The organism is Arthrobacter sp. Y3224198 (assembly GCF_059090025.1).
Genome location: NZ_JBNHFG010000014.1, coordinates 1 through 14359 on the forward strand (window position 1 = coordinate 1; position 14359 = coordinate 14359).

The window sequence follows — 14359 nt, forward strand, 5'->3', positions numbered from 1 at the left end:
CGTGGCAACGCGCTGCGGGCGGGCGGACACCGGGGGGCTCCTACACCTGGGCCGGTACCGGTTGCACCAGCTTGCCGCGGAGCCGGCCGGCCAAATCCGACGTCAGTCCGCCGGCACGCAGCACCGCCAGGACGCCTCCGTGTCCGGCAGTTCCCGCGGCCCCGCCTGCGTCCCCCGCTCCCTCCGCCAGCGTTGCCAGCATGGCCCGCATGGCGGCGGGATGGGCTGCCAGCACCGGATGGTCCGCGGGGATGCGGGTGCCGCCGGTGAGCTCCTTCAGTCCCAGCCGCCGGTAGACCTCGGGCAGCCGCTCCTGGGTTCTGGCGTAGTCCTCCGCGATCGCCTCCGGATCCGCTCCCAGCACCGAGAGCAGCGCCGCGGCGAAAAGGCCGGTGCGGTCCTTGCCGGCGGCGCAATGGAAGAGCACCGTACCCTCAGCGTCGGCCACGGCGGTCAGCCCGCGGACCAGGTTTTCCTTCTGGCCGGTGAAGATCCTGGCATACCAGCGGCCCACGTGCTCCGGAGTGCGGACCGAGGCGAGGAGCTTATCTGCCTGGTCGGTGGGTGCGCCCAAGGCATCGGTCAGTGGCAGGGGCACGTAATCCACCCGGTAGCCTGCTGCCGGGCCGCGGCCGGTGCGGCGGGCTTCCTCGGCGGAGCGCAGGTCAATGATGGTGCTCAGGCCCGCCTCCACCAGCTCGGTGACCTGCTCGGCAGTGGTGGTGGCGACGTCGTCGGCACGCAGGACCAGGCCTGGCCTGATCCGCCCGCCCTCGACGGCGATGCCACCCAGGTCGCGGAGGTTCGCCAGGCGGGAAGGAGGCTGTGGTGATGCTTGCTGCATGGGAAGGATCCTTTTGCCGGGGGCCGTTTCACGGCTGTTGCGGCACCGGCCGGATAGACGGTTGAAGCCCATCTTAGGCACGGCCGTGAACGTGTGCAGCGACACCCGGGTATGAGTCACGGCTCACAGGGAGATAGGGTGAATTGATCTCGTTCTTTGAAAGGCCCTCTCCATGCACCGTCGCATTGCCCACACCGGACTCCAGAAACTCGTGATGACCGCCGAACAGGCTGCGGCCATGATCAGGCCGGGAATGACGGTCGCGATGAGCGGTTTCACCGGGGCGGGATACCCCAAGGCCGTACCAATGGCCCTCGCCGCACAGATGGAAGCCGCCCATGCCAAGGGGGAGGACTTCCAGATCAAGGTCCTGACCGGTGCCTCCACCGCCCCGGAGCTGGACGGCGTGCTGGCCAAGGCCGGCGGGATGGAACTGCGCCTGCCCTACCAGTCCGATCCCACGCTGCGGAAGCGGATCAACGACGGCGAACTCGAGTACATCGACATCCATCTGGGGCACGTGGCCCAGTACACCTGGTTCGGCTTCTACGGGCACATTGACCTGGCCGTCATCGAGGTGGTGGGCATCAACGAGGACGGAAGCCTTATCCCGTCCTCCTCGGTCGGAAACAACAAGACCTGGATCGAGCAGGCGGACCGGATCATCCTGGAGGTCAACCTCCAGCAGCCCGAAGCCATGGACGGTATGCACGACGTCTACTACGGGACCGCGCTGCCCCCGCACCGCAAGCCCATCATGCTGGTGAACCCGGATGACCGCATCGGTGAGCCCTACCTGCGCCTGGACCCGGAGAAGGTCATCGCCGTGGTGGAAACCGACGCTCCGGACCGCATGACCCCGTTCGCGGCCCCGGACGAGACCTCCCAGCAGATCGCCGGGCACCTGCTTGACTTCTTCGACGCGGAAATCAAGGCCGGCCGCCTGACCGACAAACTGCTGCCGCTGCAGTCCGGCGTCGGCAACATTGCCAACGCCGTCCTGGCCGGACTGGCCACAGCCGGCTACACCGGGCTCACCGCCTACACCGAAGTGATCCAGGACGGCATGCTGAACCTGATCCGCGACGGCGTCATCAGCGTGGCCTCGGCGACGTCCTTCTCGCTCAGCCCGGCGGGAATCGAGGAGTTCAACTCCAACATCGACTTCTACCGCAAGCGCATCATCCTGCGTACGCAGGAAATCTCCAACCACCCCGAGCTGATCCGCCGGCTGGGCTGCATCGCCATGAACGGCATGATCGAAGCGGACATCTACGGCAACGTGAACTCCACCCACGTGGCCGGAACGGCCATGATGAACGGTATCGGCGGCTCCGGGGACTTTGCCCGCAACGGCTTCCTCTCCGCGTTTATGTCCCCGAGCACGGCCAAGGGCGGGAAGATCTCCGGCATTGTGCCCATGGCGGCGCACGTGGACCACACCGAGCACGACACGATGCTCATCATCACGGAACGGGGCCTTGCCGACCTGCGCGGTTTGTCCCCGAAGCAGCGGGCCCGCACGATCATTGAAAAGTGCGCGCACCCGGATTTCCAGCCGTTGCTGCAGGACTATTTCGACCGGGCCAGCCGGGAAAGCTTCGGCAAGCACACGCCGCATCTGCTGGACGAGTCACTGGCCTTCCACCACCGGTTTGTTCAGACCGGCACGTCCCTGCCCGCACCGGCGGAGCTGTAGCGCAGGTCAGTTGCCCCGCAGCCGGTCCAGCTCGCGGCGGTCCTTTTTGGTGGGCCGCCCGGCACCCCGGTCCCGCACCGGAATGCCCAGCGCCGGAGCTGCAGGCCGGGCGGGTGTGTGGTCGGTGAAGCAGTGGGAGGCAGCTTCAGCCCCCACCCGTTTGCTGATCAGCTGCCGCACCTCCAGGATCCGTTCAAACCCGGGCCGGCGTACCCGGATGGTGTCGCCGGGCTGCACCGGCTGGGCTGCCTTAGCCGGGTTCCCGTTGAGCCGGACGTGGCCGGCGCGGCAGGCGGCAGTAGCCGCGGACCGGGTCTTGTAGGCGCGGACGGCCCACAGCCAGGCGTCCACCCGGACGGATTTCGAGGTGCTTGCTGGAATGCTCATGGAATGACCGAGTCTAGCGAAATCCGCGCAGCCGGTCAGCGTCTTCCCGCGCCTGTTCCTCCCGGGCGGTAACCATGCGGCCCGCGACGGCGCCGTCCGGTCCGGCAGATGTTCCGTCACCGGCCGCGAGCAGTGCGCGTACCTCGGCAGGAGTGTAGGGATCCGCCGTCCGGGAGTGGGCCACCGCGTGGCAGGTGGGGCACAGGGGCACCAGGTCTGCCACGGGATCCAGGACGTACCCCTCAGCCAGGTTCGGGCCCGGTACCAGCAGGTGCGCCTGCAGGATATCCGCGGCTGCGGGCCCGTAACGCCGGCCCGGGACCAGCCCGCAGGCCGCGCAGGAATCGCCATGGAAGGCCAGACACTGCCGCCGCGCCTCCGGGTCCTGCTCATGGCGGTTCACATGCTGCTGCCGCAGTGCCTGCGGAGGAAGCGTGCCCGGCGCCGGGACCAGCGGATCCGGCTGCGGGCCCAGAAAATCGGACCACAGGCGCCTCAGGGACGGAACGGCGGACGCGGGCAGCGAAGCGAGTACGGCGAGGCCACCCCAGGGCAGTCCGGGCATCGACTGCATCAGGATCTCCAACGGAAGATGTTCTCCCAGCGGCAGCAGGAGGTCAAAGTCCACCGACAACTGCCCGGCTGCCGTGGCCGTCCCGTCGGGTGTGGTGCCATGGCCGAGAAGTCCGCGCGGCCCGCGCAGGTCGGTACCGCGGTCAAGCAGCCAGACCTCGCTGCCCGCCGGGACAGAGATGCGGTGTCCGACAGGGAGGGGCAAACTGCGGCGGACGCTGCCGCCGGCTGCCACAGCCTGCACATCAGGGGCATAACCGCCCGGCCAGGACTGCGGCAGGTCCACCTTTGCGGCCAGGAGAACGGAGGCCACCCGTCAGCGGGGCTGGTAGGTCAGGCAGTCCGCCATCTCCGCGCCCGGTCCCACCCGCACGTCGTGGGCGTCGCACATCAGATGGTTGTTGAACCGGCACTCATTGCGCTGGCACGCGCCCACCTGGGCCAGCACCTTGGGCAGCCCGCCGGTGGCGGACGTGTCAATGAAGGTGGAGCAGCTGGCGTGTTCGCGGGAACCGCCGACCGTGATGGCGTACGCCGTGCAGCCCTCATGGTTGAAGTCGCAGTTGGAAACGGTGCAGTCCTGAACATGGGCAACGTGATCGGTCATGGTTCCTCCATAGGTGCCGGCCGTCCACACTCATCCCGTGGCTTCCAGCAGTGGTTCGTTCCGTGCCTGGCTTCGAACGTACCACCGCGCGGCCCCAATAATTAGGACGAATTTGCTGCACCTATTTCCCCGCTCGGGCACGGCTCGCCGGGGGGGATTTGGCCGCCGCCGCACCGTTGGGTAGAACGGAACCATGAGCGTTACCCGCGCCGGACAGGCCGCCGACGACTTCCGGCGTGCCGCAGCCCGCCAGGGCCTGGCCCTCGACCCGGCGCAGGAGGCCGCCTTGCCGGCACTGGCCCGGGCAGCGGAAGCGGCCCGTTCCGCCGGTCCCTCCGCGGACGGCGCATCCGTCTATTTGTGGGGACCGCCCGGACGCGGCAAGACCTGGTTGCTGGATGCACTGTTTGACTCGGTGGATATCCAGGCCAAGCGCCGCCTGCACTTCCACGACTTTTTCCGGGAGCTGCACCAGCGGGTGTTCGCCGGGTACGGCAACCCCGGATACCGCCGCGACTCGGCCTTCGCCGAAGCCCTGGAGCAGATGCTGGGGTCGGTGCGCCTGCTCTGCTTTGACGAGTTCCATGTCAATGACCCTGCCGACGCCGCTTTTATCACCCGGATGCTCCGCACGGTCCTGGACCGCGGGATTGTCCTGGTGGCCACGTCCAACTACGCGCCCGCCGAACTGCTGCCGGATCCGATGTTCCACCATCTCTTTGAACCGGGGATCACGCTGATTGCCGGGCACCTGCAGGTCCTGGCGCTGGACGCGGGCGTGGACTACCGCTCCCTGCGCACGGCGGAAAGCGCGGCCGGCTTCGGTGCCGGCCACCACCTGCGCCGTCCGGCGGCCGCCTTGCTGGACGCGGCCGGACTGTCCCTGCCCGCCACGGAGGAGCAGGTGCAGCTGCGGCCCGGCACGCGGACGCTGCGGGCCCTGCGGGCGGACGGGAGCCAGCTGTGGTTCGACTTCGAGGACCTTTGCCACGCCCAGTCCGCCACCTCCGACTACCTGCAGCTGGCCGGGACTCACCGGCACTGGGTGGTGTCCGGGGTGCCGGCCACCTCCGGATCCAGCCCGTACGGCTGGCAGCGCTTCGGGAACGTGGTGGATGTCCTGTACGACGCCGGCTGCCGCCTGGACGTGATCGGCCTGCCGGACTACGACGGCGTGTTCCCCGGGACGGCCCATCCCACAGACCTGGCCCGGATCCGGAGCCGGTTCGGGATGCTCCGTCCGCTGCCGTAGCTGCCGGCTAGATGCCGGCTAGCTGTCGGCTAGCTGTCGGCCGCGTCCCGGGCGTCGGCCAGCTTCTGCCGGGCCTTTTCGGCGCTCCGGCGGGCAGCCCGGGCAGCACGCCGCGCGTTGTCGCGTTCGCGTTCCAGCCGGCCGGACTGGCGGTCCATGGCCGAGACCTCGTGTTCGAGTTCCCGGATCCGGTCCCGCAGCTCATCGATTTCATCCGTCAGCCTGTCGCGCCGGCCCGCAGCGTCGTCCACTTCCTGCTGGGCGGCGTCGAGCGCTGCCTCAGCGGCACGCTCACTATCCTCGGCTTCCTCCACCCCGGCCTGCAGTTTTCGGACCTGCCGCTGTGCGGCTGCCCGCCGGCGGCGCACGGCCGCGTCATCCGGCCCCGGGGACGCTTTGCCGGCCGGTGCCTCTTTGGCGGCGGACCGGTTCCCGGTTCCGGCACCCGCCGGACGGACCGAATCCGGGTCCGCCACCGCCCCGTCCAGGTCCACTTCCTCCCAGCCGCTGGCAGCAAGGGACCGCACCAGCTGGCCGCTGGCCACGGCGTCGGCGGCTGCGGCGTCGGTCATCGCGGCCCAGAGAGTCTGTTCGGCCTCCGCGGCCAGGGCGTCACTGACGGGATGGTCCAGTTCGGTGGCGAGGTCCCGGGCCTGGCGGGTGATGGCCCGCAGCAGGCGCTGACGTTCCGTGCTGAGCCGACGCAACTGTTTCTGGTCCAGGTCCTCCTGGGCTTCCCGAAGGGCGGCACCAAGGTCCAGCACCGCCTCCAGGTCATCCCGCCGCCGGTCCGCCAGCAGGTTGACCAGCCACGCGGCGGTCGAAGGCTTGGGCAGGGACTTGATCCGTTTGGCCAGCTCCTTGTCCCCGGCCCGGCCCGCCTCGGCGGAGCGCGCATTGCGGGCCGCCGTGAATTCGGCGGGCAGGAGGGCGTACAGGTCAGCCACCGCCGCGGCGAGCGGCGGCGGGGTTTCGGGTTGTGAGGATGAGGCAGCCAAACAGTGCTCCTAGAGGTCCATAAAGGCCCCGAAGCGGCCCAGCGCAACCAGCAGCGAGAGGGCCATCAGGATGACCGCCAGCGCAATGCGGTTGCGTTCCCCGCGGCGGATGTGGACCACAACGGCCAGGGCCATCAGCAGGGCCAGCCCCGATGCGGCCAACGGTGTCAGTACCGGCAGATATCCCGTTGCCTGCGGCAGGACCAGTCCCGCAGCGCCCAGGACCTCCAGCACGCCGATGAGCTTGACGGTGCCGGCGGAGAAGTCCTCCGGCCAGCGCAGGTTGTCCACCAGCCGCGTGTGCCGCTGGAAGAGCTTTACGCAGCCCACCCCGGCAAAAAGCAACGCCAACACCAGCTGGATGAGCCATAAGACCAAAGACAGCATAGGTATCTGGGCGTCTTTCTGTTTGCGGGCAGGGGCGAGCGCAGGAACCATCCGGAACCATCTGGAACCATCTGGAACCATCTCAACCTAAGGATGGTCTGCGGCACGGGAACTGCGCAAGAACGGGCGTGGCGCGGCGTCCGGTTTCAGAACCCGGTGACCGGCCGCGGGGCGTAGTTCTCCTCCAACAGGTCGAATTCCTCGTCGGTTAGCTGCAGGTCCAGGGCGGCGACGTCGTCGTCGAGCTGTGCCGGGTCCGTCACCCCCACTATGGGAGCAGTGACCGCCGGATTGGCCAGCACCCAGGCCAGCGCCACCCGTGCGCGGCTGACTCCGCGGCCGGCGGCAACCTCGCCCACGGCGTCCGCGATCGTCCGGTCCGCGCCTTCGTTGCCCGCGTAGAGTTGGCTGCCCGGTTCGTCGTAGTCCTGCCGTTCCGTCCGCGCCCCCCAGGGCCGGGCCAGGCGCCCGCGGGCCAGCGGGCTGTAGGGCAGCACGCCCACGCCCTGGTCCCGGCACAGCGGGTACATTTCCCGCTCCTCTTCCCGGTAGATGAGGTTGTAGTGGTCCTGCATGGTGATGAACCGTGCCCAGCCGTGCTGTTGCTGCAGGAACAGTGCCTTGGCAAACTGCCACGCATGCATGGACGACGCGCCCAGATACCGCACCTTCCCGGCCCGCACCAGCTCGTCGAGGGTTGAGAGGGTCTCCTCCAGGGGCGTGGTCCGGTCCCAGCGGTGCACCTGGTAGAGGTCGATGTAGTCCGTGCCCAGCCGCTTCAGGCTGGCATCCACCTGCCAGAGGATGTGCTTACGGGAGAGTCCCCATCCGTTGGGCCCGGGGCCCATCTCACCGTGCACCTTGGTGGCGAGCACCACCTCGTCCCGCCTGCAGTATTCGGCGACGGCGGCCCCCAGGATTTCCTCGCTGTGCCCCGCTGAATAAACGTTGGCGGTATCGAAGAAGTTGATGCCCAGCTCCGCTGCCCGACGGATCAGCGGACGGGCGGACGCCTCGCGAAGCGTCCACCGGTGGGTACCGCGGTCCGGATCGCCGAAGGCCATACACCCCAAACCCACGGCGGACACCGTGGCTCCGGAGTTTCCCAGCTTGACGTATCTCATCGAATTCATCGCCGGCCTCCGACCAGGCTGCTTCCGGTAACCTTTCCGGCGATGCTACCGGGGCCGGGAGCGGCGGGGTAGAGCCGAAGGGACTCCCGGCGACCCGCGCTGCAGACCTATACTGGCGCACATGGTCGCCGGAACTGGTACCGAAAGCCCCCTCACATTTTCCGTCTCCGAAGCACTGACGCTTCCCCCGCTGCACGAGCTGCCCGGCGTGGCCAGGGTGGGACAGCAACAGGCGCTCACCCGGACCGAAATCCAATACGACACTCCGGATCGTGCCTTGCAGCGCCACGGGGTGGCGGTGTCCCGGATTACCGACGACGCCGGCACCCGCTGGGAGGCCACCGTGCCGTGGGATGAGCCGGCCTTCCGCAGCGTTGCCGGTCCGGAGGGCGCCGCCGGCCCGGGGGACCCGGCCGGGAGGGCCGTCACTGCTGAACCTGCCGTTCCCGAGGACCGTGTTCCCCCGGAGCTGCTGGAGAGCCTGCAGGCCGTGCTGCGGGGGCGGAACCCGGAACCGGTGGAGAGTGCCACCACGCGGATGCTCCGCTACGAACTGCTGGACAGTTCCGGGGCTGCCGCCGCGCAGGTGACGGACGAAACCCGGCAGGCCGGGACACTGGGCACCGGGACGGACGGCACCGGGACGAACGGCACGGGCAGCGGAGCGAGCAGCCGGAGCTGGGCCGTGGCAGGGGCGGATGGTGCCCTGCTGGAGCAGGTTGTTGGCATGTTCCGGCAGGCAGGAGGCCGGCCCGGGCCTGAGGAAGAGGAACCCGCCGCGGAACAGGAGGCATTGGACTCCCGCTCACCCGTGGGGAGTCTTTTGCAGAGGTACCTGCGGGAACAGTTTGCGGAAGTCCTGCGGCACGAACCGCGGGTACGCCGCGGGGATGCGGACGGAGTGCACAAGATGCGGGTTGCCACCCGGCGGATGCGGTCGGCGCTCGCCAGTTACCGCATCACTTTGGAAGCCGAACCCGCGCGGTTGCTGCGTGGGGAGCTGCGCTGGCTGGCGGGGATGCTGGGCGAGGCCCGGGACGCCCAGGTGATGCGCCACCGGCTCAAGGACCTGGTGGCCGCGGAGCCGGAGGAACTGGTGATGGGCCCTGTCCCGGCGCGCATTGATGAAGAACTGCTTGACGACTACCGCAAAGCGTACGGGCGGATCCGGGAGGCGCTGGACTCGGAACGGTACTTTTCCACGCTGGACGGGCTTGAAACGCTGATTGCCGAGCCGGCCTGGACCGCCGCGGCGCAGGACCCGGCGGGCCGGGCCTCAGCCCGGATGATCCGCAGGGACCGCAAACGGCTGCGCCGGCGGGTCCGGCAGGCGCAGCGGCTCACCGGTGACGAATATGCCGAGGCAATGCATGACGCACGCAAGGATGCCAAGCGGCTGCGCTATGCGGCGGAGGTCTGGGGCACGGTCCAGCCTGCCAAGGCAGGAATCATGGTGGATGCCGCGGAGCGGGTGCAGAAAATCCTGGGCGAGTACCAGGACAGCGTGGTGACCCGCGAGTACCTGCGCCGGATGGGGGCCTCCGCCTCCGCGGCCGGAGAAAACGGGTTCACCTACGGCAGGATGCATGCATTGGAGCAGGCCAACGCCGAGGCGGCACGGGAAAAGTTCCTTTCCGCATGGAAGGACTTCCCGCCCGCCCCCTGACGGACCAGACCGCACGGAAGGATCGGCATGGACTCGCCCTGGGCACCGCTTCGCCGGCGAATGTTCCTCATCCTGTGGCTGGCGCAACTGGGATCCAACATCGGCACCTGGATGCAGACCGTGGGTGCCCAGTGGTTCCTGGTGGAAAACAGCAACAACCCGGCCCTCGTCTCCCTGGTCCAGACAGCCAACCTTGCACCGTCCCTCCTGCTGGGACTGATTGCCGGGGTGCTGGCGGATGCCTTCAACCGGCGCCGGCTTATCCTGGGCGCCAATCTCTTCGCCGCCGGCGCGGCCTCGGCCCTTACCGTGGTGACCGCCGCGGACCTGCTGAATCCTGACGCACTGCTTCTTTACACCTTCCTGATCGGCTGCGGCATGGCGTTGAGTGCCCCCGCCTGGCAGGCGATTACTCCGGCACTCGTTCCCCGCCCCGAAATCCAGGCCGCGTCGGCGCTTGGCAGCGTCGCCATCAACACCGCGCGTGCCGTGGGCCCGGCCATAGCCGGCCTGCTGGTGTCCCTGGCCGGCCCGGCATTTGTCTTCGGGCTCAACGCGGTGTCCTTCATGGGGACGGCGGCTGCCATCTACCTCTGGCGCGCCCCGGATCAGGACTCCGCGGAACGGGAGCACATGCGCGAGGCGCTCGCTGCCGGCATGCGGTACATCCGGGCAGCACCGCGGATCCGGCGTGTCCTGCTGCGTGCCGGGTTGTTTATTTTTCCGGCAAGCTCCGTGTACGCCCTGCTGCCGGTAGCTGTGAACGGGCACCTGCGGTTGGGATCCACCGGGTACGGGCTGCTGCTGGGCGCCCTGGGCATCGGAGCCATTCTCGGGGTCCTGTTCCTGCCGCGGGCCCGGCAGCTCCTGAATGACAATGCTCTGCTTGGGGGCAGCTCGGTGGTATTCGCCGCCGCGGCGTTCGGCACCGGGTACTGGCCCGCCTGGGCCCTGGCAATCCTGCTGGTGCTGGGCGGTATTGCCTGGATTTTCACCTTCTCCACGCTGAATGCGGCCATGCAGCTGACACTGCCTGAGTGGGTCCGTGCCCGCGGCCTGTCCGTTTACCTGATGGTGACCGCCGGGTCGCAGGCTGTGGGGGCACTGTTCTGGGGCTCCGGCGCCACCGGTGCCGGTTATGCGCCCACCCTCGCCTTTGCCGCCGTCGTGCTGGTTCTCGCCGCTGCCAGCGTGCTGGTACTGCCGCTCCTGCCCGGTACCGGAAAACTGGACCGCAGCGTGGCGGCGGTGGAATCGGATTTGTACGTGCCCGCGGAGCCCAAGCCGGACTCCGGTCCCGTGACCGTGCTGATTGCCTACGAGGTGGCGCCGGACCGGAGCGAAGCTTTTGTCCAGGCCATGCACGAAGTGCGGCTGACCCGCATGCGGACCGGAGCCACCGATTGGGAACTGGTGCACTCGGTCACGGACCGGGACCAGTTCCGTGAGATTTATGACGTGCCCACCTGGCGGGAGTATCTGCGGCAGGAACGTACCCGGACCACGGGGGAGGACCGCCGGCTCATCCGGCAGGCCTGGGACCTGGCCGAAGCCGAGCCGCAGGTCCGCTGGTTCCTGCCGGCCCCGGGCTGAGCGCAGTGCCGGCAGGTTCGCCTGCGGCGCCCCTCAGGGGGTCGGTTGGGCGCTGCTGCAACGGATAGACTGGGAGCCGGTTCGATGCCCGCTTCCCGGAGCTGGCCGGCGCACCTGCCGGATGCGCTGAAAACGATGCAGTGAACAAACTTAGTTGAGGTATTTTGCGAGATTTTAGTGCACGCCTGGCCACTGCCGAGGAGATCGACAACTGGGATAAGCACGTCCTGGCGAACCCCGGCGGCGGCAATGTCCTGCAGTCCGCTTCCTTCGCCGAAGTGAAGTCCCACCACGGCTGGAATCCCGTATACCTTGCCTTCACCGGCCCCGATTATGTGACCTATTCCCTCGCCATCGAGAAGAAGGTCCCGTTGCTCGGCAGCCTCTGGTACCTCATCAAGGGTCCCGACGTCGCCGCCCCCGAAGACGTGCCGCTGGTGGTGGGCGCGCTCGCCCGCTTCATCAAGGAAACCCGGCGCAAGGTGTTCGCCATCAAGGTGGAGCCGGACATCGTGGACAGCGAAGAGGTGCAGGCCCTGTTTACCGGTGCCGGCTTCATCAAGACCTTCAACCTGCAGCCGAATGATTCCACGGCCCTGCTTGATACCACTCCCGACTCCGAGCAGCTGCTCAAGAACCTCTCCTCCCGCGGACGCAATGCCGTCCGCCGCGCCATCCGGGAAGGCGCCGATGTGCGCCGGGTGGAACCCACGGAGGAAAACATGCGGATCATGTACCGCCTGATGGCCCACATCGAGGACCGTTCGGCGGCACGGCTGCGCTCCTACGAGTACTACCACCGGTTCTGGTCCAACTTCGTGGCCGCCGGACAGGGCCGCTTCTACTTCGCGTTCGAGGACGGCGAGCCGACCGTGGGGGCGTTCGTCATTGCCTACGGGAACAAGGGCACCTACAAGGACGGCGGATCGAAGCCGCGCCGCTCCCAGTACGGAGACTCGCACCTGGTCCAGTGGACCGCCATCAACGAGCTCAAGGATGAGTGCGGGATCACTTCGTACGACTTCTGCGGCACCCCGCCGAGCAACCAGCTTAAAGACAAGAGCCACCCGCACCACGGCCTGGGCCTGTTCAAGACCAGCTTCTCGAAGACCGTGACGGACTTTGTAGGCTGCTATGACTACGTGGTGGACCCGGTCCGGTACCGGATCTGGAACACCATCGGCGAGAAGGTGGCACGGCAGATTTACTGGCGCCGCCACCAGCAGCCGTTCTACTAAGCCGTACCACTGCCGGGCAAGGCCCGGAACACAATGCCGAAAGGGTGAGTCTTGGAGAATACGTCCGATCCGGACCGCCGCAAGTCCGGATCGAATGCGGAGCAGGGGCCGAATCCGGATCCGGTGGCAGGGCTGATCCCGGTGATCAGTATCCCGGCCGGCCGTCAGGGCCAGGGTGGGAAGTCTCCTGCCGGAAAAGCCCCGACAGGGAAGCCCTCAGCCGGGAAGGCCTCCGCCGGGAAAGCGGGGAAAACCGGGAAACCGCGGTCCGGGGGAGCGCAGCGTCCCAAGGCGCCCGCGCCGCCGTCGAAGGCCCCGGGGCAGACCCGGCCCATGGACCCGCCCACAGCCACGCTGCGAAGCACCCGGCCCAAGCCACCGCCGCCCACCACATCCGTGGTTCGTGCGGCGGGGGCCAAGGCCCTGCGTCCACAACCGGACCGGGTCCGGAAAACGGGAGACCCGCGGGACAAACGTCCTGCCCGTACCCGCAAACAGGTCCCGCCGGGTACTGCACCCGTAGCCTCCGCGACGGTCCGCTCGGACCGGTCCTCCGCGGCGGCCAAGCGCATGCTGCGCCGGCTGGTCCAAGGGGAGAACCCGCCCACACAGGCCATGTCCATTGTCGAGCGGCTCGCAGGCAGCCCCTACGCGAACCCGCTGGTGCGCACCGGCGGCCCCGATGCGAATGCCCGCAAGACCCTGGATCTGGCCCTGAGCCTGGCCGAAACCATGTTCCGGTACGGTGCCGGCGCGCTGGAAGTGGAAACCGCCATCATTGCGGTGACCGCGGCTTTCGGCCTCGAGAGCATCGAGGTGGACATCACCAACCAGTCGGTGCTGCTGAACTATTCGCCCAAAGACCAGACACCCATCACCGTGATGCGTGTGGTCCGTTCCTGGACCAACAACTACGCCGGTCTCGGGTTGGTCCACCAACTGGTGACGGAGATTATTGACGGCGGGCTGACCCGTGCGGAGGCCGCCAACCGGCTCAACGAAATCACCCACCAGCCCAAACCGTTTCCCCGCTGGGCGGTCACCGTCTCCACGGGCATCTTCTCGGCCGCCATTGTCGGATTCATCGGCGGCGGTCCGCTGGCATCGCTCATCGGGTTCGCCGGGACCGTGATGGTCAGCCTGCTCCAGCGTGTGCTGGGCAGGTGGCGCGTTCCGGACTTCTTTACGACGGCGGCCAGCGGCTTTGTAGTCACTGCCATGGCAATGATCTTCTGGTCCATGGAAGTGCCGATTTCCCCGGGCATTGTGGTGGCCGGCGGCATCCTGCTGATGCTGCCCACCGGGCGCCTCGTTTCGGCGGTGCAGGATGCCATCAACGGGTTCCCGGTGACCGCGTCCGGGCGGTTCCTGTCCGCGTTCCTGACATTCGGCGCCCTGGTGGCCGGCATAGCCGTGGCCCTGGTGATGGGTGCCCTGTTCGGAATGGCCCGCCTGAATGTAACGGACGTGGCCTCCTCGCAGTATTCCTTCCCGGTGACCCTGCTGTTGCTGGCCATTGCCCTGGCAACCATCTGCATTGTGGAACAGTCTCCGCGGCGGCTGGTGCTGCCCACGGTCCTGATCGGCCTGGCCGGCTTCCTGGTCTACCAGCTGGCTGATGCGGGAGGGGTGGGGCCGCGGCTCACACCGGCGGTGTCCGCTATCTTCATCGGCATGGTGGCACGGATAGTGGCGCTGCGGATGGGTGCGCCGCAGCTGATCGTGGCGGTTCCCGCCGTCCTGTTCCTGTTCCCCGGACTCGCCATCTTCCGGTCCATGTACGGGCTCAGCATCGACGCCGAGGACATGTATGCAGGGGCGGTGGGGCTTTTCGACGCACTCACTGTCATCCTGGCCATCTCCGGGGGCGTGGTCCTGGGCGACAACCTGGGACGCCCGTTCACCCGCAACCTCAACGGCAATGACCGCCGCAACCGGCGGCGCTGATACACCGGCGACGACCATAAAAAGGCCCGGCCCCG

The 14359-nt window shown here is 68.0% G+C and carries 13 protein-coding genes; 6 read left to right on the forward strand and 7 right to left on the reverse strand.

The window, feature by feature from the left end; genetic code table 11:
* Window positions 1-40 precede the first annotated feature (40 nt).
* The gene (locus AC5RUF_RS09595; protein ID WP_494130429.1) at window positions 41-844 is read right to left on the reverse strand and encodes a tyrosine-protein phosphatase; all 804 of its coding nucleotides are present in this window, start codon (window positions 842-844) and stop codon (window positions 41-43) included.
* A gap of 172 nt (window positions 845-1016) precedes the next feature.
* On the opposite strand from AC5RUF_RS09595, the gene scpC reads away from it, so the two are divergent.
* Entirely contained in the window at window positions 1017-2543 is a 1527-nt protein-coding gene (gene scpC, locus AC5RUF_RS09600) for a succinyl-CoA:acetate CoA-transferase ScpC (RefSeq protein ID WP_493997952.1), read from the forward strand.
* Between the two features lie 6 nt (window positions 2544-2549).
* Here scpC and AC5RUF_RS09605 read toward each other — a convergent pair whose 3' ends face one another.
* The 3 genes from AC5RUF_RS09605 to AC5RUF_RS09615 are packed head-to-tail and all read right to left on the reverse strand — an operon-like array spanning window position 2550 to window position 4110.
* Entirely contained in the window at window positions 2550-2930 is a 381-nt protein-coding gene (locus AC5RUF_RS09605; RefSeq protein ID WP_494130430.1) for an RNA-binding S4 domain-containing protein, read from the reverse strand.
* A gap of 13 nt (window positions 2931-2943) precedes the next feature.
* Window positions 2944-3816, reverse strand: a complete 873-nt coding sequence (locus tag AC5RUF_RS09610; RefSeq protein ID WP_494130431.1) for an HNH endonuclease — start codon at window positions 3814-3816, stop codon at window positions 2944-2946.
* Window positions 3817-3819: 3 nt separating this feature from the next.
* Window positions 3820-4110 (reverse strand): DUF1540 domain-containing protein, encoded by a 291-nt coding sequence (locus tag AC5RUF_RS09615; RefSeq protein WP_493997949.1) that lies wholly within the window; start codon window positions 4108-4110, stop codon window positions 3820-3822.
* Between the two features lie 193 nt (window positions 4111-4303).
* Between AC5RUF_RS09615 and zapE the strand changes: the two genes are divergently transcribed.
* A complete protein-coding gene (gene zapE / locus AC5RUF_RS09620; RefSeq protein ID WP_494130432.1) occupies window positions 4304-5362 on the forward strand; it encodes a cell division protein ZapE in 1059 nt (352 codons plus the stop codon).
* 29 nt (window positions 5363-5391) lie between these two features.
* Here zapE and AC5RUF_RS09625 read toward each other — a convergent pair whose 3' ends face one another.
* The 3 genes from AC5RUF_RS09625 to AC5RUF_RS09635 all read right to left on the reverse strand — a co-directional run bounded on the left by AC5RUF_RS09625 (window position 5392) and on the right by AC5RUF_RS09635 (window position 7871).
* Window positions 5392-6360, reverse strand: coding sequence for a hypothetical protein (locus tag AC5RUF_RS09625; RefSeq protein WP_494130433.1), 969 nt, complete (start codon window positions 6358-6360; stop codon window positions 5392-5394).
* A gap of 9 nt (window positions 6361-6369) precedes the next feature.
* Window positions 6370-6738 carry a DoxX family protein gene (locus tag AC5RUF_RS09630; protein ID WP_494130434.1) on the reverse strand — a complete coding sequence of 123 codons (369 nt, stop codon included), beginning with the start codon at window positions 6736-6738 and terminating at the stop codon, window positions 6370-6372.
* 155 nt (window positions 6739-6893) lie between these two features.
* A complete protein-coding gene (locus tag AC5RUF_RS09635; RefSeq protein WP_494130472.1) occupies window positions 6894-7871 on the reverse strand; it encodes an aldo/keto reductase in 978 nt (325 codons plus the stop codon).
* 130 nt (window positions 7872-8001) lie between these two features.
* On the opposite strand from AC5RUF_RS09635, the gene AC5RUF_RS09640 reads away from it, so the two are divergent.
* From AC5RUF_RS09640 to AC5RUF_RS09655, 4 genes are all read left to right on the forward strand, one after another.
* A complete protein-coding gene (locus AC5RUF_RS09640) occupies window positions 8002-9546 on the forward strand; it encodes a CYTH and CHAD domain-containing protein (RefSeq protein ID WP_494130435.1) in 1545 nt (514 codons plus the stop codon).
* A gap of 27 nt (window positions 9547-9573) precedes the next feature.
* The gene (locus AC5RUF_RS09645) at window positions 9574-11139 is read left to right on the forward strand and encodes an MFS transporter (protein ID WP_494130436.1); all 1566 of its coding nucleotides are present in this window, start codon (window positions 9574-9576) and stop codon (window positions 11137-11139) included.
* 164 nt (window positions 11140-11303) lie between these two features.
* Window positions 11304-12377, forward strand: a complete 1074-nt coding sequence (locus AC5RUF_RS09650; RefSeq protein ID WP_493997679.1) for a lipid II:glycine glycyltransferase FemX — start codon at window positions 11304-11306, stop codon at window positions 12375-12377.
* Window positions 12378-12710: 333 nt separating this feature from the next.
* Entirely contained in the window at window positions 12711-14324 is a 1614-nt protein-coding gene (locus AC5RUF_RS09655) for a threonine/serine exporter family protein (RefSeq protein WP_494130437.1), read from the forward strand.
* Window positions 14325-14359 lie beyond the last annotated feature (35 nt).